Consider the following 19,481-nt stretch of genomic DNA (forward strand, 5'->3'; position numbering starts at 1 on the left):
ACGTGCTTACGGTCAAGGACCTAATCGTCTTCTACGAAAACGCCATCGCGGTCAACGACCTGTCCATGGAGGTGCGCGAAGGCCAGATAGTGGGGGTCATCGGCTCCAACAGCGCGGGCAAGACCACCCTCATGAACACCCTGAGCGGCCTGATCTGGGACATGTTGATTAAGGAGAAGCGCCGGGGCGGCGAGCGCATCACCGTCATGGGCGAGGTTTCGTTCATGGGCGAGGACATCAGCAAGCTGCCGGCCTATCGCCGGGCTCAAGCGGGCATCGTCCTGTGCCGGGAGCGCCATCCCATCTTCCCGGACTCCACGGTGGTGGAGAACTTGAAGATCGCGGGCTATCTGCGCACCTGGGCCGACGTGAAAAAGGGCGTGGAGCTGAGCTTCGACCTGTTCCCCAACCTTAAGCGGCATAGCAAGCGCAAGGCCGGCTTCCTCTCCGGCGGCGAGCAGCAGATGCTGGCCATCGGCATGGCCATGATGGTGGGGCCCAAGCTGCTGCTGTTGGACGAGCCCCTGTTAGGGCTCAGCCCGGCCATGCAGAACCAGGTGGTGGGGGCCATCAAGGACGTGCGGCGCCACACCGGGGTCACTTTGGTGATCGCCGAGCAGTTCGCTCGTCCCCTGTTGCCCTGGCTGGATTTCACCTACGTCATCGAGAACGGGATGCTCACCCTCACCGGGCCGGGGCCCGAGCTGATGGACAACCCCGAGATCAAAAGCGCCTACTTCGGCGTCTAACAGGGAGAGCCTTATGCAGCTGGTGGAATTCACCAACATACCCCAGACCTTCGACAGGGTAGTCGCGCTCAACCCCAATAAAACGGCGGCCTGGTATCTGGGCACCGCCTTCACCTACGCCCGCCTCAAGCAAATGGCCGACAGCTTCGCTGCCGGGCTCGTCAAGCGGGGGGTGGGGCCCCAGTCGCGGGTGATGCTGTATCTGCCCAACAGCGTGCAGTGGCTCATCGCATGGCTGGGCGTGCAAAAGGCCGGGGCGGTGGCCGTGCCTATCACCCCCATCTACACCCCCTTCGACGTGGCCTATATCGCCGGGGACACCGAGGCGGACGCCATCGTGTGCAGCGACCGCAACTACGGCTACGTCAAAAAAGTGCGCAAGGAGCACCCCTTCAAGACGGTGGTGGTCTCGGGCATGACCGACGTGTTGCCCGGCTACAAGCGCTTCTTCGGTTGGGCCTTTGACAAGGTGCCCAAGGGCCGGGTGGGCCGGGGAGCCGAGGGCACGGTGCTCTTGACCGATCTGATGAAGGAGGGGGGCCAACCCCCAGCGGCCGAGGCCGACCCTGACGCCATCGCCGAGATCATCTACACCGGCGGCACCACCCGTCACCCCAAGGGGGTGCCCATCACTCACCGCCTGTTGTTGGAGTGCGCCGACGAGCAGATATCCACCAGCGCGGCCCTGTTCGAGGTGCAAGACAACATGGTGCTGGGCTCGGCCCCCTTGTTCCACATCCTGGGTCAGACCACAGCCCTGGGCACGGTGTTGGTGCACGGCGGCACCATCATCCTGCAACCCAAGGTCAACCTGGACGCCATGATGCACGCGGTGACCACCCACAAGGCCACCACCTTCGTGGGGGTGCCCGCCCTGTACCGCATGATCCTGGAGCACGACCGCCTGGATCAATACGATCTCAGTTCCCTGAAATACTGCTTCTGCGGCGGCGACGTGCTGCCCCAGGACGTGGCCAACCGCTGGCTGGAGCGCTTCGGCTGGCCCATCTACATCGGCTACGGGGCCAGCGAGACGGTGGGCGGAGTGGCCATGAGCCCGGCCGACCGTCCCAATCCCGCGGGTTCCATGGGCCTGGTGCTGCCCTCCAAGGAGATACGCATCGTGGACCCGGCCTTCCTTACCCCGGTGGAGCCGGGGGAGCCGGGCGAGATGCTGGTGCACTCGGACCCCATGGTCAGTTCCTACTGGAACAAGCCCAAGGAGACCTCCGAGGCCTTTGTGGAACTGGACGGCAAGCTGTTCTACCGCACCGCCGACGTGGTGCGCCAGGACGAGCAGGGCTATCTGTATTTCGTGGACCGCACCGTGGACACCATCAAGCACAAGGGCTACCGGGTCAGCGCCTCGGAGATCGAGTGCGTGCTGCAAGACCACCAGGCGGTGGTGGCTTCGTGCGTGGTGGGCATCCCCGACGAAAAGGTGGGCGAGCGCATCAAGGCCTACGTGGTGCTCAAAAAGGACATCAAGGGCATCACCGGCTACGACCTCATCGCCTTTTGCCGCAAGCGCCTGGCCGGCTACAAGGTGCCGCAATACATCGAATTCCGCGACATGCTGCCCAAGTCCAAGGTGGGCAAGCTGCTCAGGCGCGACATTCGCGGCGAGGAAGCCTCGCGCCGCGCGGGCTAAGCCGATAATTTCATAGCACCCCGGCGGGGATGGCAAGTATAGCTTGACATCTCCCGCCGGGGAGTTTAATCTTCCGAAAATAAAACGACCGGACGGTAGATTTTATGCCATCCCCGCCCCTGGCCGCCAATGCCGGACAAAGCTCTGCCCCCATGGGGCGGACCAGGCGCGGCCCAAGTTCTGCGGAACGCTGGCTCGCGCCAAGGGGCGGGGAGTTCCGGGAGACACCCAGCACGCTTCAGCACGATTTCTCCACCAAGCACAGACCCCTCTACCACCTCCGGGGCGGCGACATCAATTATCGGAGGATCGGCTAATGGACGACATCTGCACCCTGCGCACGGTCGTGGACCGCAACCTGGAATACAACCCGCGAAAAACCGCCCTGATCGAAGGCGACCGGCAATATTCCTTCCTGGAGTTCGCCCGGCGCACCCGCGCCATGGGCAACGCCCTGCTGGACTTGGGGCTGAGCAAGGGCGATCGGGTGGCGATTCTGAGCAAGAACAGCATGGAGAACGCGGAGTCCTATTTCAGCATCCCCAACGCCGGCCTGGTCCTGGTGATGCTCAACTTCCGCCTGGCAGCGCGGGAGATTCTCACCATCCTGGACGATGCCCGCGCTTCGGTTCTGCTGGTGAACCATGAGTTCATGGGGCAGGTGGAGCAGATTCGGGGGGAGCTGGATTTCGTTAAAAGGTTCGTCTTCATAGGCCCGCGCGATGCGACCCCCGCCGGATGGTTGCACTACGAAGCCATGATCGAGGCGGCTTCCTCCGAGGTGCCGCCCACCGAGCTGCGCGAAACCGACCTGGCCGCCCTCATGTACACCAGCGGCACCACCGGTTCGCCCAAGGGCTGCATGGCCACCCACCGCAATTTCTATCACGTGGGCCGCAGCCTCACCCTGGAGCTGCGCATGACCCGGGACGACGTGGGCATCATCGCCTCGCCCCTTTTCCATGCCACCGGCGAGGTGGTGCTGATGAACGGCATGTACAGCGGCACCACCTCAGTGATCATGCCCCAGTGGGACGCTGCCCAGTTCCTGGCCCTGGTGGAAAAACACAAGGTGACCACCGGCATGCTGGCCACGCCCATGCTGCTGTTCCTCCTCGAGAGTCCGGAGGTGGATAACTACGACCACAGCAGCCTGCAAAAGGTCTTTTTCGCGGGGGCTCCGGTGACCCCGGTGGTTTTCCAGCGGGCCATAGAGCGCTTCGGCAACGTGTGGGTGCATCTTTTCGGCACCACGGAAACCGTGGGCCAGACCACCATCCTCAAGACCGAGGACATCGCCGATGCCCTGGCCACGGGAAACACGGAAATACTGGGTTCCTGCGGGCGCTCCTTCGCCGACATGCAGAGCATGGTGGTGGATGGCGACGACCGTCCGGTGGCGCCCGGCGAAGTGGGCGAAATGAAGGTGCGCGGCCTGGGCACCACCCTGGGTTACTGGAACAAGCCGGACGAGACGCGCAACGATTTCCGCAACGGGGCCTACTACTCCCAAGACCTGTGCCGGGTGGACGAGCAGGGCTTCATCTACGTGGTGGACCGCAAAAAGGATATGATCATCACCGGCGGGGAAAACGTCTACCCGGCCGAGGTGGAGAACGTGCTGTACAAGCACCCCAGCGTGTCCATGGCGGCGGTCATCGGAACCCCGGATGAAAGATGGGGCGAGGTGGTTACGGCCATGGTGGTCAAAAAGACCGAACAGAATTTGGAGGCGGAGGACGTCAAGGTCTTCCTGCGCGGAGAAATCGCGGGCTACAAGGTGCCCAAGATCGTGCTGTTCGTGGATTCGCTGCCCATGAGCGCCAGCGGCAAGATCTTGAAGTTCAAGCTGCGCACGGAGCTTTGTGCCTGAGGTTTGGCTCATGGGTGGCGGCGGGCACAGACGCCGGGTTGGGCGGGCGACAAGGCGCGCCCCTGGAACCCGGCATTGGTTATAATCAAATTTCACGCCCCGGCGGGACCTCACCCGGCCTGTGCTTGACATCTTCCGCCGATGAGGCTAACCTTGCCAAAACAAACCGACCGGACGGTAGATTTTATGCCTTCGATGCCCAAAGGCCGTGAACGCCAAAAACAGCTCTACGACGCCGCCGCCCGCCTTTTCGCGGCCCAGGGCTACCATGCCACCAGCCTGCGCGAGTTGGCCGAGGCCCTGGGGCTCAACAAGAGCTCGCTCTACCACTACTTCGACTCCAAACAGGATCTGCTCTACCAGCTCTTGGACGACTACATCACCGAGGCCCTGGCCGAGATTCAGGCCCTGTGCGCCGGCGAGGGCGACCCCGAGGAAAAACTGGCCGAGTTCATGCGCTACTACACCCGCTTTTACGCCAAGGACCTGGACCGCCTGGCCCTGCTGGTCAACGAGGTGGACAACCTGGAACCCCGCCTGCGCAAGGTCCTGGAGAAAAAGGAGCGCCGCTACCTGGCCGCGCTGGAAGAAATCTTCGCCCAATTGCGCGACCAGGGCCGCCTCAAGGACATCCCCTCCAGCGTGGCCGCCTTCGCCTTTTTCGGCATGGTGCACTACACCTTCCGTTGGTACCGCCCCAAAGGCCGGGTCAGCCCGGCGGAGCTGTCCGAAATGTTCTGGGAAATTTTCGGGAGCGGCATCCTGCGGCCCCGGGGAAAGGCCTAGGCATGGAACCGCTACGCGCGCCTTTTTGGGGAGTGGAGTGGGCCTGGCTATTTTATGTCCTGGCCGCTTTGGCCCTGGCCGTATTGGCCTTGGGCCTGTGGGAAAAGATCAGCCTGTGGGCCCAGGGACGCCGGGCCGTGCCGACGGCCCACCACAAGCACCCCATGGGCGCGGTGTTGGTCGACGTGTTCCTGGGCCGGCGCATCTGGCGGGGCGGGATCACCGCCGGGGCCATGCACCTCATGCTGCTGTGGGGCTTCCTGGGCCTGTTCCTGGGCACCTGCCTGGTGGCCGTGGACCACTACCTGGTCTCCTTTCTGCACGGCCGGGTCTACCTGTGGTTTTCCGCCGGGCTGGAGGCCTGCGGCCTCATGGTGGTGCTGGGCCTGGTGTTGGCCCTGGCCCGGCGCTGGCTCTTGCCGGTGCCCCGCCTGGAGCGCCGCGCCGATGACGCCCTCTTGCCCCTGTGGCTGCTGGCCGTGGCCTGCGGCGGCTTTATGGTGGAGGCGGCACGGCTGGCCGCCACCCGACCGCCCTGGGAGGCCTGGTCCTTTGTGGGCTACGCCCTCTCGGGCCTGTTCCCCGGCCCGGAGGCGGCCCGTTCGGCCTTCCCCTGGCTGTGGTGGTCCCATGCCCTGATCAGCCTGGGCTTTATCGCCTGGCTGCCCTGGTCCAAGCTGGTCCACGCCATCGCCGCCCCGGCCAGCCTCTATTTGCAGGGCCAGCCTCTGGCCGTGCTGGCCGTGGCCGCCGAGGAGGAGGAGCTGGCCGCCCTGGGGCTCAGGCACCTGATCCACTTGGACGCCTGCACCCGCTGTGGCCGCTGCGTTGAGGTGTGCCCCGCGGCCCAGGCTGGCGAGCCCTTTTCGCCCCGCGAGCTGTTGCGCCGGGCCCGCCGCCAGGCCCGCCTGAAATACAGCCCCATATACCGCCTGCCTTGGCTGCGCGCGCGCCGCCAGGCTTTGCTGGAGCGCGACCGCGCCGCTGACTGGGAGGTGGCCTGGTACTGCACCACCTGCCGGGCCTGTCTGGAGGTCTGCCCGGTGCAGGCCGCGCCCATCGAGATGATCCGCAAGCTCCGGGCCGGGCTGGTGGAGCAGGGCTCGGCCGTGCCGCCCCAGCTCATGGAGATCATGGAAAAGCTTTACCGCTACGGCAACCCCTGGGTGGCCAAGAAGGGGGCCAAGGCGGGCTGGGCCCAGGACCGCGACATCCCGGACCTGAGCAAGTCCGGGCCCGAGGTGGACTGGCTCTACTTCGTGGGCTGCACCACGGCCATCGACACCAGGGCCCAGGGCATCGCCCGCGCCCTGAGCGACGTGCTGGCCCGTTGCGGGGTGTCCTTCGGCACCCTGGGCAAGAAGGAGCCCTGTTGCGGGGACATCGCCCGCCGCCTGGGCGAGCAGGGGCTAATGGAAGAGCAGATCGAGGCCACCCAGGCCTTGCTCAACAAGCACGAGCTCACCAACCTGGTGTGCACCTCGCCCCACTGCCTGGACACCATCAAGAAGGTGCATCCCCTGTTCACCGAGGAAGGCCTGCCGCTCCGGGTGCTGCACTACAGCCAATTGCTGCACCAATTGAGCAAGCTGGGTAAGCTGATCTTCGATCGCCCGTTGCCGGTGAAGGTCACCTATCACGACCCCTGCTACCTGGCCCGGCACAACCGGGTGGTGGACGAGCCCCGGGAGCTCTTGCGCGCCATCCCCGGCCTGGAGTTGGTGGAGATGGCCGACCACGGCTATAACTCCCTGTGCTGCGGCGGCGGGGGAGGGCGCATGTGGCATGAGATACCCGGCCAGGCCAACCTGGCGGTGCACCGCCTGGAGCAGGCCGCGGCCACTGGGGCCGAGCTGGTGGTCACCGCCTGCCCCCTGTGCCTGATAATGCTGGAGGACGCCCGCAAGACCGGCGGGTTCGAGGATAAATTCGCCATAATCGACCTGAGCGAGCTGGCGGCCAAGGCCCTGGGCCTGGATGCCGCCACGGACGGGGAGGCCGAAGCAAGCGCATGAAAATATTGGTGCTGGTAAAGAACGTGCCCGAAGTGGCCGAGGCCGAGCTGGAGATAGACCAGGGGGCCTTGGACTTGGAAGACCTGGAGATGGTCATCAACGAGTGGGACAACTACGCGGTGGAGGAAGCGGTGCGCATCACCGAGGCCACCGGCGGCGAGGTCCACCTGATGACTCTGGGCGGCGAGGACGACGAGGACGTGCTGCGGCGCGGTCTGGCCATGGGGGCCCACGGGGCCAGCCAGCTCTGCGACGAGGCCTTCGACGGCTCGGACCCGGCCACCCTGGCCCGCGTCTTCGCGGCGGCGGTCAAGGACGGCGGCTACGACCTGATCCTCAGCGGGGTGCAGAGCGCCGATCTGGGCCAGGCCTCCACCGGGGTGCTCCTGGCCCAGGAGCTGGGCCTGCCCCACGCCACCATGGCCATCGCCCTGGAACTGGGCGCCGGAGAGGTGGTGGTGACCCGGGAGCTGGAAAACAACACCAGCGAAAAGGTGGCCCTGCCCCTGCCCGCCGTGGTGACGGTGCAGTCGGGCATCAACCAGCCCCGCTACGTCTCCATCATGGGCATCCGCAAGGTGCGCAAGATGACCATCGACATGCTCGAGGCCGGAGACCTGGGCCTGGACGAGGACGCAGTGGGCGCGGCCGCTTCCATCGTGGCCTCGCAGTCCCTGGCCCTGCCCCCGGTGGGCGAGGGAGCCCAGATGCTGGAGGGCGCTCTGGACAGCGTGTGCGACCAGGCGGCGGCTATTCTGCGGGAGAAGGGAGGCCTGGCATGAGCGGCGTGCTGGTTATAGCCGAACACCGCCAGGGAGTCCTGCGCGAGGCCACCCTGGAATGCCTGGGCGCGGCCCTGGCCCTGGCTCCCATGATTGGCGGCGAGGTCACTACCTTGCTCTTGGCCGACGATCCCTCGGCCCTGGCCGGCGAGATCACCGGTCGCACCCAGGGGCTCAAGCTCTACGCCCATCCCGAGCTGGCGGCCTTCAACCCCGAGCTGTACGCGCCGGTGATCATGGACGCCATCAGCGCCCTGCAGCCCTCCCTGGTGCTCATGCCCCACTCCAGCCAGGGCATGGACCTGGCTCCGGCCCTGGCCGGACGCCTGGGCCTGCCCCTGGTGACCGACTGCACCGGCCTGGCCTGGCAAGACGGCGCGCTGACCGTGAGGCGCGCGGTATACGGCGGCAAGGCCATGCAGGAGCTGGCCCTCAAGCCGGCGGACACGGTGGTGGCCACCTTGCAGGCCGGGGCCTACCAAGCCCCCGCCGCGGGCGCGGTGGATACCGCCGCCGAGAGCACCACCCTCACCGAGCTGGCCCCCCGGCACGCCCGGCGCTTCCTGGAGTACCTGGCCGGGGCGGTGGAGGACGTGGACATCGCGGCGGCCGACATCCTGGTCTCGGTGGGCCGGGGCATCGGCGGACCGGACAACATCCCCCAGGCCCAGGCCCTGGCCGACGCCCTGGGGGCCACCTTGTCCTGCTCGCGCCCGGTGGCCGACGCGGGCTGGCTGCCCAAGAGCCGCCAGGTGGGCACCAGCGGCAAGACGGTGCGCCCCAAGATCTACCTGGCCCTGGGCATCAGCGGGGCCTTCCAACACCAGGCGGGCATGAAAAACAGCGGCACCATCATCGCGGTCAACTCCGACGCCCGGGCCCCCATCTTCCAGGTGGCCCATTACGGCATCGTGGCCGACCTGTTCGAGGTGTTGCCCAAGCTGGCCGAGCGATTCGGGGGATAGGGACGAGCCATGGATTTTACGTTGAGCAAGGAACAGCGGGACATAGTGCGGGCGGCGCGGGAGTTCGCCCAGGGCGAGTTCACCAACCGGGCCCTGGAGTTCGACCGCGGGGAAACCTTTGACCTGGAGATATGGCGCACCGCCTGCGAGCTGGGCTTCGTGGGCACCTTCCTGGCCGAGGAATACGGCGGGGCGGGCCTGGGCTTTTTAGAGCACAGCCTGATCACCGAGGAGTTCTGGGCGGTGGACCCCGGCTGCGGCCAAAGTGTGCTGGCGGTCACCTTCGGGGCCGAGCTGTTGCAGCTTTTCGGCAACGAGGAGCAGAAGCAGATGGTGCTGCCCGAGCTGGTGGAGGGCAAGGCCATCATGTGCTCGTGCATCACCGAGCCCGAGGCGGGCAGCGACCCCAGCCGGGCGGCCACCAGCGCGGTGCGCGACGGCGACGGCTGGCGCATCAACGGCTCCAAGATGTTCATCACCAACGGCACCATCGCCAAGTACTCGCTGATCTTCGCGGCCACCGACCCGGACAACCCGGACCGTCACGCCAGGCACAGCTTTTTCCTCACTCCCACCGACGTCCCCGGCTTCCAAGCCACCAAGCTAAAGGGCAAGCTGGGCATCCGGGCCTCGGACACCGCCGAGGTGGCCCTGAGCAACCTCTGGGTGCCGGACGAGGCCCTGGTGGGCGAGCTGGGCCACGGCTTCCAATACCTCATGGCCTTTTTCAACCGCACCCGCCTGCACATCTGCGCCCAGGCGGTGGGCCTGGCCCGGGGCTGCCTGGATGAGAGCGTCAAGCACCTCAAGGGCCGAGTGCAGTTCGGTCAGGCCCTGGCCAAGTTCCAGGCCAACCAGTTCAAGGTGGCGGAAATGGCCACCCGCATCCGCGCCTCGCGCAACCTCTACTGGGAAGCGGCCTGGAACGTGGACCGGGGCAAGGTGGACCACGGCCTCATCGCCATGGCCAAGTGGTTCAGCGCCCGCACCGCCGTGGAGGCGTCCGACGAGGCCCTGCAGATCCACGGCGGCTACGGCTATTTTGACGAATACAAGGTGCAGCGCCTCTATCGCGACGCCAAGATCCTGGAGCTGTACGAGGGTACCAAGGAGGTGGAGAAGATAATCGTGGCCGGCACCCTTCTGGGATAGGCGGCCGCGCCAGGCGCCCGTGGGCTGCGTTGCGGGCGGTGCTCGCCGCCGCCTTGCCTGGCACCACCTGGCTGTGCCGCGCGGCGTAGGTTTCTATAGGGTAGCGTAGGTTGGGTAGAGCGAAGCGAAACCCAACGATTCCCTAGAACCCCTCCGGCCGCAGGTTGAAGCCGTGCAGGCGCCAACCCTGCCGTCCTTGCTCCACCAGGCACATCCCGGCGTAGTCCAAATCCAGGCGCAACAGGTTGTCCAAGGGGAGGCCCAACAGACCACACAGCCCGGCCCGGATCACCCCGGAGTGGGCCACCACCAACACCGGCTCCGGCCCCTGAGCCAAGGCCTCCAGCAGGGGCGTGACCCGCTCGGCCACGTCGGCAAAGCTCTCGCCGTCCTGGGGACGATGCCCGGCCAGGTCTTGCCCCCGCGCCTCATACTCGCCGGGGAAGCGCTCGCGCACCTCGTCCACGCTCAGACCTTCCCAGGCGCCCAGGGAGATTTCGATCCAACCCGGCTCCACCGCGATTTCCCGGCCCGGCGCGGCCAGGCGGGCGCTCTCCCGGCAACGGGACAAGGGGCTGGTGTACACCGCCTGAAAGACAGTCCCCCGCAGGCGTTCGCCCCACTGGGCGGCCTGGGTGCGGCCCCGCTCTGTAAGGGGCAAATCTCGGCGGCCCACAAAGCGGCGGGGGCTGCTCTGGGTAATCTCGCCGTGGCGTAGCAGATAGATCATGTCGCTTCGTCCTCCCGGCCCAGGCCTTCCCGGCTCAGGCATGCCTCCAGGCTTTCGCCCAGCACCGCCTCCACCCGCTCGGCGATGCGGCGGGCCAGGTCCCAACGCCGTTGGATGGCCGCCCGCGCCTCGGGGGTGCGTCCCTTGCGCTCCTGGGTAATGCCGAAACGGCGGCTCAGACTCACCCGGCGCTCGTCCTTGACCAGCTTGTCGGCCAAGTGCACCAGCTCGGCCTCGCTGAGCGGTGCGCCGGGGGTGAGCTCGATGTCCGCGTGCCGGGCGGCCAGGGGAGCTACCGTGGCGAAACCCATCTCCCGCAGCAGGGCCGCCCCGGCGGCGGGGTGGTCGGGTTGGCCCTTGGCCACGTCGTGCAGTAGGCCCCCGGCCAGGGCCAGGCGCGGGTTCAGCGCCGCGCCCTTGGTTTGGGCGGCCCGGGCCAGGGCCTGGGCCATCCGCCCCACCAGGCGGCAATGGGCCACCAGCTCAGGGCCCAATTCCAGCACTTCCTCCAGCAGGGCCAGGCACTCGTCCTGGTCAGGGATTTGATACCCGTCCAGCGCGGCCGTCAGTTCCTCGTAATCCTGGGGGTGATCCTGGTCGCGCAGGACGAAGCGGTCGGCCACCGGCACCTCGCGGGCCAGCTCCGGGCGGGACTCCCAAAAGCCGCGTAGGCCGCCCGTCCCGTCGTAGGCCATGATGGCCGGGGCCAGTTCGGCGGCGATGAGGGGAGGGTGGCCCCACTGGCCCTGGAAGGTGGGATGCAAGACCGGCCCCAGGCCCTGTTCCCAGGCCGCGCGCAAACGGGTCAGAGTATGGGTGCGCACCAGGGGAATGTCCACGGGCAGCAGGAAAAAGGCCGGGCAATCCGGCGGCAGGGCGGCCAGCCCGGTCCTGAGGGAGCTGAACATGCCTTGCTCGTAGTCGGGGTTAATGACCGGCACTGCCCCCAGGGAACGCACCACAGGCTCCAACTCGGCGGCCCGGTGGCCCAGCACCACCAGCACCGGAGCGGCCCCGCCCTGGCGCAGCAAGCCCACCACCCGGGCCAGAACGCTCTGGCCACCCAGAAGCAGCAGGGGCTTGAACTTGCCCATGCGCGAGGACAAGCCGGCGGCCAGCACCACGGCGGCCGGGCTCTGGTTGTCGGGGCTAGGAGATTGCATGGCGGCTTTCACGCAAATTTGTCATGTCCCGTGGGTGCAAGTCGATGGGGACGGACTTAACTTAAAATACATATCAAAAACGGTTTTCAGTGGGGACGACCAAAGATATTAACCGGGAGACAGTTTATGTCCAGCAATATTCACATCGTGTGCCCCCAATGCGCCGCCACCAACCGGGTGCCCGCTGAGCGCCTGGGACAAGCCCCGACCTGCGGCCGATGCAAGTCCGCCTTGCTCACCGGCCAGCCGGTGGAGGCCAACGCCGCCCTGTTCGGCAAGCTGATGTCCTCCGAAGACCTGCCGGTGGTGGTGGATTTTTGGGCCTCCTGGTGCGGTCCCTGCAAGATGATGGCCCCGGCCTTTGCCCAGGCCGCCAGTCAGATGCACCCCAAGGTGCGCTTCATCAAGGTGAGCACCGAGCAGGAGCAGGCCCTGGCTTCGCAATACGGCATCTCCTCCATACCCACCATGGTCATGTTCAAGGGTGGGCGCGAAGTGGCCCGCACCTCCGGGGCCATGCCCGCGGCGGGCATCGTCCAATGGGTGCAGGGTCAGCTATGAGGCCGGCCCGTTCCCCCGAAACTCCAGCTCCATGATGCTGGCGTCGTCGTCCAGGGGGCGGTTGTGGCCGAAGGCCATGAGCTCTTGCCAGAGCGTTTCGATGTGCTCGCGCACCGGCAGTTGGGCGCCCTGGATGAGGTGGCGGTGCAGGCGCTCCACGCCGAACATCCGGCCCCTGGGGTCGCGGTATTCCACCACCCCGTCGGTGTAGAGGATCAGCCGGTCGCCGACGCGCATGGTGGCGCGTCCCTCCTCAAAGGGCACCGCGCCGTCCAACCCGATCAAGGTGCCCCCGGCGCGGAGCTCTTCCAACTCGCCCCCGGCCCTTAGCAGTATGGGCAGGGGGTGCCCGGCGTTGGAGTACACCAACTCTCCGTCGGCCAGCCCCAGCAACAGATAGGCGATGCTGAAACTCTTGCCAAAGCGCTCCAGGGGATATTCTTGGTCCAGGGTGCGCAGGACTTTTCCCGGGGGCAGCGCCCGCAGCACCCCGCCCCCATCCCGCGTGGCCACATGGCCGCTGGCCGGATCCAGGGTCTCGTGCACCGACACGGTCATCAGGGAAGCGGGAACCCCGTGGCCGCTGATATCGAGCATGTACAGGCACAGCCGGTCCGGCCCCAGGGGCTGGGCGTGGAAAAGGTCGCCGCCGATGAACTCGCTGGGCGCGAACTTCCAGGCCAGCTCCACTTGGGGCAGGTGGGGCAGGTTGTAGGGCAAAAGGGCGCGCTGGATGCCGGCGGCGGCCTGCAGGTCCTCGTCCAGGCGCTCCTGCTTTTCCAACAGCTCCCGGTTGACCCCCTCGGCCGCCTCCTTGGCCTGATTCAGCTCCGCCTGGGCGCTTTTTAGCTCAGTGATGTCGGTATAAATGCCGCATATCCCGTAGACGCGGCCCAGGGGATCGCGCAGGGGGAACTTGGAGGTCAGGTAGCTGTGCACCCCGTCTTCCAGGAGCAGCTGCTCCTCGACGCGCAGGGGCCCCTTGCCCGTGAGGGCCTGTTGATCGTGGCGCCGCAGGGTCTGGGCGTTTTGGGGAGAAAACAGTTCCTGGTCGCTTTGGCCCAAGGCCCGCTGTTGCTTGATGCCCAGGAGCTGCTCAAAGCGGCGGTTGATGAACTGGTAGCGCCCGTCGTGATCCTTGATGTAAATCAAGGCCGGCGAAAAGGTCATGATGTCCTGGAGCCTTTGTTCGCTGGCGGCCAGGGCTTCCTGGGCCAGGCGGTGGCGCACCTGGGCCCGGGCCAGCAGCCAGCAGATCATCCCGGCCACCAAGAGCACCACGATCAACAGCTGGGTCAGCTGGACCAGGTATATGCCGATGGCCGCGTCCACCAGCGCTTCCGGCACCAGGGAAACGATCCTCATGCGGGTTTCGTCGGCGTTAAAAACGCGCGCGGGAGGGGCAAGCGTCTCCCAAGTGAACAAACCGGCCTTGGTGAACAACCGCCCCTGGTCACTCTTGCTAATTTGATCCCACACCAACGGCCACAGCGCGGCAAAGGTGTCGTCGGCTCCCCGGGCCTCGATCTGGGGGGAGCCCTGGGAACGTCCCCCCAGCAGGATGTGCCCCTGGCGATCCAGGAGAAGCACCAAGCCGCGGCTGAAATACAAGCCGGCCATTTTTCGCAGGGCCCGGGAGGCGCGGTAATCCATGACCAGTAGGCCCTCGCGCTCGCCCAGATCGTTGGTCACCGGAGCGGCCACCCGGATCACCGCGGCGTTGTCGTCCTGTCGGTCCAGGGCGGCCAGGTAGACCTTGTCCGGCGGCAACTCACGCGACAGGCGCTCCCACAACATGGCGGGCGGAGTTCCATGCGCTTTTTCGCGCACCGCCTGGGAGCCGCCGTCCTGGCGGGCAAGCCGCAGGAGGACTTCGCCATTGCGATCAATATACAAAATTCGCTGATAAGCGTTGGTGGTCTTGAGGACCTTGCTCAATTCGCGCGCCAGGCTGTTCAGCTGGCGGGGGCCGGGCGGCCCGTGCAAGCTTTCCAAAATCTCATGCTGCGCCTGCACCCGCGCTTCCACCACCACCTCATCCAGGATGCCGGCCAGGGCCTCTTTTTCCAACTGTACCTGGTGGCGCTGCTCCAGCTGCAGCAGGCGCTTTTCGTTGTCGGTTTCCAAACGGTAGAAAACGTAGATGGTCAGGAGCAGAACTAGGGCGACCGGAAGGAAGAGCAGCAGAAAGCGAAGCAGGGTGGACCTCGGCCGGTTGTTCTGGCCCGCATCGGTTCCCATGGCCATGGCCGCCGGCTGCCTCCCAGGTCCTCCCAACAGGGCTCTCTCTCTGTGCTAGAATTTTTCAGTAGGCATTAATTTACCACAAAGGCCGCAAAAGGCCTTCGGCCAAAACGAGCCGTTGGTGTCGCGGGGCAAATGAAAAACCCATGGACGTTGTGGAAAAGACCTTAGGTAACGTATTGGTGGTGACCTTGGAGGGCAATTGCCTGGATGCCTCCACGGCCACGCCGTTGAAAAAGCGCCTGCATCAATATGCGGACAAGGGGTGCGCCAAGCTGGTGCTGGATCTGGTCAACGTGGAGTTCATGGACTCCAGCGGACTCACGGTGATCATCTCCATGCTCAAGGCCCTTAAGGCGCAAGGGGGGCACCTGGTGCTCAGCGGGGTCAGCGAGGAGCTGACCTCTCTATTCCAGCTCACCCGTTTGGACAAGGTCTTCAAAATATACCCCAACGCCGGGCAGGCGGCGCGGGCCCTGGACGCATAGGCCTCCTCCTGCGGTGGGGATGGGCAAGGGACCCGGCGGCCGGTAACCCGGGAGGGAGCTCAAAAGTCATGCAGGCGGGTTGGCTTCAGCTACGAGTGGCCCTGTTTTTGGTTTTGGCCCTCAGCGCGGGCGTAGCCTATGCCCACCAGGGGGCCGGAGGCAAGTCGGAGGCCGCCGCGGCGCAACCGGCGCCTTCGCCTCGGCTGGTGGCCCAGGGGCAGGCGCTGTTCCAAAAATATTGCGCCACCTGCCACGCTCCCCGGGACGGCAAGCGCGACGAGGCTCCCAGCCTCGCCGGCCTTTACCAGCGCAAGCTGACCCCGGCCATGAAACATCCGGTGAACGACGCCAACATCGGGGGCCACATAAAACAGGGCGGACCGGTCATGCCTCCCTTCCCCTGGTTGGGCAAGGAGGAGATCGCCGCCCTGTTGGCTTATCTGAAGACCCTTTAGTTAACTAGACTCCCTTGGAGGCCATGTAGGCGGCCAGGTCCGATACCCGGCAGGAATAGCCCCACTCGTTGTCGTACCAGGCCAGCACCTTGGCCAAATCTCCGTCCAGCACCTGGGTGAACTCCATATCCACCACCGAGGAGTGGGGGTCGCCCTTGAGGTCCATGGAGACCAGGTGCCCGTGGTCCACGGCCATGATGCCCTTGAGGGGCCCCTCGGCCGCCTCGCCAAGGGCCTGGCGCAGGCCGTCGGTGTCGGTGGGCTTGGCCAACACGGCGGTGAAGTCCACCAGGCTCACCGTGGGGGTGGGCACCCGCACCGAGCAGCCGTCGAAGCGCCCGGCCAGCTCGGGGATGACCAGGCCCAGGGCCCGCGCCGCCCCGGTAGAGGTGGGGATCATGTTCAGCGCCGCCGCCCTGGCCCGCCTAAGGTCCTTGTGGGGCAGGTCCAGAATGCGCTGGTCGTTGGTGTAGGAGTGCACCGTGGTCATCAGGCCCTTGATTATGCCGAAGGCCTGGTGCAGCACCTTGGCCGGCGGGGCCAGGCAGTTGGTGGTGCAGGAGGCGTTGGACACGATGTAGTGCTTCTGGGGATCGTACTCCTCGTCGTTGACCCCCATCACCACGGTCAGGTCGATTTCCTTGCCCGGAGCGGTGATGATGACCCGCTTGGCCCCGGCCTCCAGGTGGGCCTCGGCCTGGGGACCGGTGCGGAACAGGCCGGTGCCCTCCACCACCAAATCCACCCCCAGCTCGTCCCAGGGGATCTGGGCCGGATCGCGCAAGGCGAAGCAGGCCACCTCCTGCCCGTCGATTACTATGGCCTTTTCCTTGGCCTCGACTTCTCCGGGCCAGCGGCCGTAGTTGGTGTCGAACTTGAACAGATGGGCGTTGGTTTCGGAATCGAACAAGTCGTTGATCGCCACCACCTGGAGTTGATCGGGGTGGCGCTCCAAAACCGCTTTGAGAACCTGGCGTCCTATGCGGCCGAAGCCGTTAATGCCTATGCGCACCATGCATCACCCCTTTTAGTTGTCGTCCAGGCGGTATTCGTGAGCCACCAGGAGGTTGTAATCGGTCTTGAGAGCCCGATGCAGGCGGGCGTTGTCCAGGGCGATGGCGCTCAGGTTGGCCGCCGCCTCCAGGAAACGCTCCTCGCCCTCGCTCCACTGGCGTTCGGCGTCCGAATAGACCCTCAGCACCCCGATGGCGCGTTTGCCTACCTTCAGGGGCACCACGCAGATGGACTTGATGCCCTCGTTCTTGGCCCGGTCTCCATATTGGAAGCCGGGATCGTTCTGGGCGTCCAAAATGCACACCGGCCCGCCCTTGAGGGCCTCCTTGTCCAGGCCGCTCTTGTCCACCAGGACCTTGCCCTTGCGCAGATACCCTTCGGAAAGGCCGTGGGCGGCGCCCATGACCAGTTCCTTGCGCCTGGGGTCCAAAAGGCGGATGGCGCTGGCCTTGGCCCCGATGGCCTGGCTTACGCTGGTGACGATCTCATCCAAGACCTGGGAGGGGTCCAGGGATGAGTTGACCACCTTGGCCACCTGGTACAGGGCTTCGAAATAGTTCTTTTCCTTGTCGGCCATAATAGCCTCCATTGGTTTGTGGCGATGCGTCGGGGGGCGACTTAATTATTATCCTGCCAAAGCGGAGTGAACGGTACAAGAGAAAGCATGGTTCGTTACCCAAGCGAAACAAAAATGGGGCCGCCCCGAAAGGCGGCCCCCCCTTGGCGGTCCCGGCCCGCGTTTAGAAGCTGGCTTTTATGCCCACCCAGAACGCTCGGCCCTGGCCGGGGAAACCGCTCTCATACTCGTAGTCCTTGTCAAATATGTTGCTCACGTAACCGAACAGGTCGAAATGCTCCCACAGGGGCTGGGTGGCCTTGAAGTTGGCCAGGAAATAGCCGCTGGTCTCCAACACCTGCGCGTTGGGGTCGGTGGGAGTGGGCAACTGGTCGAACTGGGAGCCCATGTAAAGGCCAATGAAGTCCAGCTTGGTGCGGATCTCGGGAATGATGTACTGGATCTTGAGGTCCACCTTGTTCTGCGGCGCCCGGAGCACGTCGTCGGTAACGGCGCCGTCGCTCTTGTCCTCGGCCTGCAAATAGGTGTAACCCACCCGGAAGAGCAGATCCTGCAGCGGGGTCCACTCGGCGATGACCTCGAAGCCGTAGATGTGCACCTTGCTGTAGTTGCGGTAGATCGAGTCGTCATAGGGCCCGTCTCGCGAGATACGGTCGCTGATGTCGTTGTAGAACACCGAGAACTCACCGCAAAAGACGTTGCCAAAGGGACGGGCCACGCCCAGGGTCCAGTCGATGCTGCTCTGCGGGTCGAGATAGGGGTTGCCGCCCTTGGAGCTGTAGAGTTGCTGCAAGGTGGGGAAGCGGGTCTTGCGGGCCACGGAGCCGAACAGCCGGGTCTGGTCCGTGAAGGTGTAGGTGGCGCCGACCATGGGGTTGAAGCTGTCGCTGATGCTGGGGGTGGTCAGGTCCTCGGTGTCGGTGTAGTTGCCCTTTTTATCGGTATTGACCGCCTGGGCCTCGGTGACATCGAACCAATCGTAGCTGATGCCCGCGACGATCACGAACTTGTCCCAGACCGTCCAGTCGTTCTGCAGGCCCAGGGAGCCGGTGTAGGACATGCTTTCGGCATAGGGCAGATAGTCGTCGTCGCGCTCCTGGTGGTTGTCGCCCCGGTAGTGGATGGAGAAACGCAGGGTGTCCTCGGGAACGATCTGCCAGTCGCCCAACAGCGAGCCGCCCGCCAGGTAGTCCTTGTAGGTGCTGGTGGATATGAGCTGGCCATAGCTCTTGTCATAAAAAGAGTCATATTCGTCTTGGTGGTTGTGATAGAACAGCTTGCCGCGCAGGCTGAAGGTGTCGGTGATGGCCTGCTCGCCGCTCAAGTCCAGGCCCCAGTCCTGATATTCTCCCATGGTGCCGTATTGGGAAAAGGCGGGGGGATAGGGGAAGACGGTGTTGCTGATGGTGGAGGGGGGCATGCCCCAATTGGAGTCGATGTAGTAGGCGCTCAGGTAATAGGCCGAATCCTTGGCCACGTCCACCCCCGCCTTGAACCACACGCTGGTCTGCTTGTAGCCTGAATTCAGGCGCTCGCCTTCGTCCTGGATAATTTCCTTGACCGTTTTGCCGGGCTTGTAAACGGTGGTGCCTTCCTTGGGAGTGAAGTCATCGGAGAGCTCCCAGCCGTCGGCCTCGCGCTGGTTCACGTTGATCCAGTACTTGAACTTGCCCAGGCTGTTGCCGTGGGAGGCGCTCAGGTGGTAGGCGCCGTCGTTGCCCACTTCGGCGGTGGCGCTGACCGAGGCCTTGATGCCCTGCTTTTTGGTGATGATGTTGATGACGCCTGCCATGGCGTTGGAGCCGTAGAGCACCGAGGAGGCGCCCTTGATCACGTCGATGCGAGCGATCATCTCGGTGGAAAGCTGCTCCAGGTTCAGCTTGCCGTAATTGGTCTCATAATAGGGCACGCCGTCGATGAGGATGAGGGCCTCTTGTTGGTTCATGCCCCGGATGCGGATTTCGGGCTCGTTCTTGCGCCCGGTGGTCACGGTCACGCCCGGCACATAGGAAAGCGCCTGGGGCACGGTGAGGGCGTGGGCTTCGGAAATCTCCTCGGCGGTGATGCTGGAAACGTCGGTGGTCTGGTTTACCGCGTCGTTTTTGCCGGACACCACCACCTCGCCGAGTTCATATACTTGATAATCCTTGGCGGTCTCTTGGGTCTTGTCCTCTTCGGCCAGGGCGGGGCAGACCATGGCCAGTACCATTAGGGCAGCAGAAAATAATCTGACCAGCTTCATGTCTCGACTCAACCTTTCTTTACTCTCCGCTCGC

The 19,481-nt window shown here is 65.1% G+C and carries 17 protein-coding genes; 11 read left to right on the forward strand and 6 right to left on the reverse strand.

Features of this window, described 5'->3' with window-relative positions; genetic code table 11:
* The first annotated feature begins 2 nt into the window (after positions 1-2).
* The 8 genes from AACH32_RS05975 to AACH32_RS06010 all read left to right on the forward strand — a co-directional run bounded on the left by AACH32_RS05975 (position 3) and on the right by AACH32_RS06010 (position 9,973).
* Positions 3-749 carry an ABC transporter ATP-binding protein gene (locus AACH32_RS05975; protein WP_338605871.1) on the forward strand — a complete coding sequence of 249 codons (747 nt, stop codon included), beginning with the start codon at positions 3-5 and terminating at the stop codon, positions 747-749.
* Positions 750-762: 13 nt separating this feature from the next.
* Positions 763-2,400, forward strand: coding sequence for a class I adenylate-forming enzyme family protein (locus tag AACH32_RS05980; protein WP_338605872.1), 1,638 nt, complete (start codon positions 763-765; stop codon positions 2,398-2,400).
* A 316-nt stretch (positions 2,401-2,716) separates the two neighbouring features.
* Positions 2,717-4,273 carry a class I adenylate-forming enzyme family protein gene (locus tag AACH32_RS05985; RefSeq protein ID WP_338605873.1) on the forward strand — a complete coding sequence of 519 codons (1,557 nt, stop codon included), beginning with the start codon at positions 2,717-2,719 and terminating at the stop codon, positions 4,271-4,273.
* 195 nt (positions 4,274-4,468) lie between these two features.
* A complete protein-coding gene (locus AACH32_RS05990; protein ID WP_338605874.1) occupies positions 4,469-5,059 on the forward strand; it encodes a TetR/AcrR family transcriptional regulator in 591 nt (196 codons plus the stop codon).
* A 2-nt stretch (positions 5,060-5,061) separates the two neighbouring features.
* A complete protein-coding gene (locus AACH32_RS05995) occupies positions 5,062-7,074 on the forward strand; it encodes a heterodisulfide reductase-related iron-sulfur binding cluster (RefSeq protein WP_338605875.1) in 2,013 nt (670 codons plus the stop codon).
* Entirely contained in the window at positions 7,071-7,856 is a 786-nt protein-coding gene (locus AACH32_RS06000) for an electron transfer flavoprotein subunit beta/FixA family protein (protein ID WP_338605876.1), read from the forward strand. Before AACH32_RS05995 ends, AACH32_RS06000 begins: the two co-directional genes overlap by 4 nt.
* On the forward strand, positions 7,853-8,821 hold the full coding sequence (locus AACH32_RS06005; protein ID WP_338605877.1) for an electron transfer flavoprotein subunit alpha/FixB family protein: 969 nt from the start codon (positions 7,853-7,855) through the stop codon (positions 8,819-8,821). Before AACH32_RS06000 ends, AACH32_RS06005 begins: the two co-directional genes overlap by 4 nt.
* A gap of 9 nt (positions 8,822-8,830) precedes the next feature.
* Complete coding sequence (locus tag AACH32_RS06010) at positions 8,831-9,973, forward strand: acyl-CoA dehydrogenase family protein (protein ID WP_338605878.1); 1,143 nt, start codon at positions 8,831-8,833, stop codon at positions 9,971-9,973.
* Positions 9,974-10,115: 142 nt separating this feature from the next.
* Here the strand turns inward: AACH32_RS06010 and AACH32_RS06015 are convergent, their stop codons facing one another.
* Positions 10,116-10,703 (reverse strand): histidine phosphatase family protein, encoded by a 588-nt coding sequence (locus AACH32_RS06015; RefSeq protein ID WP_338605879.1) that lies wholly within the window; start codon positions 10,701-10,703, stop codon positions 10,116-10,118.
* Positions 10,700-11,866: a DVU_1551 family NTP transferase gene (locus tag AACH32_RS06020; RefSeq protein WP_338605880.1), complete on the reverse strand. Its 1,167-nt coding sequence runs from the start codon at positions 11,864-11,866 to the stop codon at positions 10,700-10,702. The genes AACH32_RS06015 and AACH32_RS06020 overlap by 4 nt, the downstream gene beginning before the upstream one ends.
* 126 nt (positions 11,867-11,992) lie before the next feature.
* Here AACH32_RS06020 and trxC point away from each other — a divergent pair, with 126 nt between their 5' ends.
* Positions 11,993-12,427 carry a thioredoxin TrxC gene (gene trxC, locus AACH32_RS06025; RefSeq protein WP_338605881.1) on the forward strand — a complete coding sequence of 145 codons (435 nt, stop codon included), beginning with the start codon at positions 11,993-11,995 and terminating at the stop codon, positions 12,425-12,427.
* Here trxC and AACH32_RS06030 read toward each other — a convergent pair.
* Positions 12,422-14,674: a SpoIIE family protein phosphatase gene (locus tag AACH32_RS06030; RefSeq protein WP_338605882.1), complete on the reverse strand. Its 2,253-nt coding sequence runs from the start codon at positions 14,672-14,674 to the stop codon at positions 12,422-12,424. The genes trxC and AACH32_RS06030 overlap by 6 nt on opposite strands.
* Before the next feature lie 143 nt (positions 14,675-14,817).
* Here AACH32_RS06030 and AACH32_RS06035 point away from each other — a divergent pair, with 143 nt between their 5' ends.
* Entirely contained in the window at positions 14,818-15,159 is a 342-nt protein-coding gene (locus AACH32_RS06035; RefSeq protein WP_338605883.1) for an STAS domain-containing protein, read from the forward strand.
* A 68-nt stretch (positions 15,160-15,227) separates the two neighbouring features.
* Positions 15,228-15,614 (forward strand): c-type cytochrome, encoded by a 387-nt coding sequence (locus AACH32_RS06040; RefSeq protein ID WP_338605884.1) that lies wholly within the window; start codon positions 15,228-15,230, stop codon positions 15,612-15,614.
* Positions 15,615-15,618: 4 nt separating this feature from the next.
* Here the strand turns inward: AACH32_RS06040 and gap are convergent, their stop codons facing one another.
* The 3 genes from gap to AACH32_RS06055 all read right to left on the reverse strand — a co-directional run bounded on the left by gap (position 15,619) and on the right by AACH32_RS06055 (position 19,447).
* Complete coding sequence (gene gap, locus AACH32_RS06045; protein WP_338605885.1) at positions 15,619-16,629, reverse strand: type I glyceraldehyde-3-phosphate dehydrogenase; 1,011 nt, start codon at positions 16,627-16,629, stop codon at positions 15,619-15,621.
* Positions 16,630-16,641: 12 nt separating this feature from the next.
* Positions 16,642-17,205, reverse strand: a complete 564-nt coding sequence (locus tag AACH32_RS06050) for a GAF domain-containing protein (RefSeq protein ID WP_338605886.1) — start codon at positions 17,203-17,205, stop codon at positions 16,642-16,644.
* 163 nt (positions 17,206-17,368) lie between these two features.
* Positions 17,369-19,447, reverse strand: a complete 2,079-nt coding sequence (locus AACH32_RS06055; protein ID WP_338605887.1) for a TonB-dependent receptor plug domain-containing protein — start codon at positions 19,445-19,447, stop codon at positions 17,369-17,371.
* Positions 19,448-19,481 lie beyond the last annotated feature (34 nt).

The sequence above is a fragment of the Desulfoferula mesophila genome (assembly GCF_037076455.1).
Taxonomy (GTDB): Bacteria; Desulfobacterota; Desulfarculia; order Desulfarculales; family Desulfarculaceae; genus Desulfoferula; species Desulfoferula mesophila.

What these genes read in the sequence shown, in the direction of transcription:
- AACH32_RS06035 (WP_338605883.1), top strand. Translation starts at nt 14,818, where the DNA reads ATGGACGTTGTGGAAAAGACCTTAGGTAACGTATTGGTGGTGACCTTG.
- AACH32_RS06030 (WP_338605882.1), bottom strand. Translation starts at nt 14,674, where the DNA reads ATGGCCATGGGAACCGATGCGGGCCAGAACAACCGGCCGAGGTCCACC.
- AACH32_RS05990 (WP_338605874.1), top strand. Translation starts at nt 4,469, where the DNA reads ATGCCCAAAGGCCGTGAACGCCAAAAACAGCTCTACGACGCCGCCGCC.
- AACH32_RS06040 (WP_338605884.1), top strand. Translation starts at nt 15,228, where the DNA reads ATGCAGGCGGGTTGGCTTCAGCTACGAGTGGCCCTGTTTTTGGTTTTG.
- AACH32_RS06015 (WP_338605879.1), bottom strand. Translation starts at nt 10,703, where the DNA reads ATGATCTATCTGCTACGCCACGGCGAGATTACCCAGAGCAGCCCCCGC.
- AACH32_RS06050 (WP_338605886.1), bottom strand. Translation starts at nt 17,205, where the DNA reads ATGGCCGACAAGGAAAAGAACTATTTCGAAGCCCTGTACCAGGTGGCC.
- AACH32_RS05980 (WP_338605872.1), top strand. Translation starts at nt 763, where the DNA reads ATGCAGCTGGTGGAATTCACCAACATACCCCAGACCTTCGACAGGGTA.
- trxC (WP_338605881.1), top strand. Translation starts at nt 11,993, where the DNA reads ATGTCCAGCAATATTCACATCGTGTGCCCCCAATGCGCCGCCACCAAC.
- AACH32_RS06020 (WP_338605880.1), bottom strand. Translation starts at nt 11,866, where the DNA reads ATGCAATCTCCTAGCCCCGACAACCAGAGCCCGGCCGCCGTGGTGCTG.
- AACH32_RS06005 (WP_338605877.1), top strand. Translation starts at nt 7,853, where the DNA reads ATGAGCGGCGTGCTGGTTATAGCCGAACACCGCCAGGGAGTCCTGCGC.
- AACH32_RS05995 (WP_338605875.1), top strand. Translation starts at nt 5,062, where the DNA reads ATGGAACCGCTACGCGCGCCTTTTTGGGGAGTGGAGTGGGCCTGGCTA.
- gap (WP_338605885.1), bottom strand. Translation starts at nt 16,629, where the DNA reads ATGGTGCGCATAGGCATTAACGGCTTCGGCCGCATAGGACGCCAGGTT.
- AACH32_RS06000 (WP_338605876.1), top strand. Translation starts at nt 7,071, where the DNA reads ATGAAAATATTGGTGCTGGTAAAGAACGTGCCCGAAGTGGCCGAGGCC.
- AACH32_RS05985 (WP_338605873.1), top strand. Translation starts at nt 2,717, where the DNA reads ATGGACGACATCTGCACCCTGCGCACGGTCGTGGACCGCAACCTGGAA.
- AACH32_RS06010 (WP_338605878.1), top strand. Translation starts at nt 8,831, where the DNA reads ATGGATTTTACGTTGAGCAAGGAACAGCGGGACATAGTGCGGGCGGCG.
- AACH32_RS06055 (WP_338605887.1), bottom strand. Translation starts at nt 19,447, where the DNA reads ATGAAGCTGGTCAGATTATTTTCTGCTGCCCTAATGGTACTGGCCATG.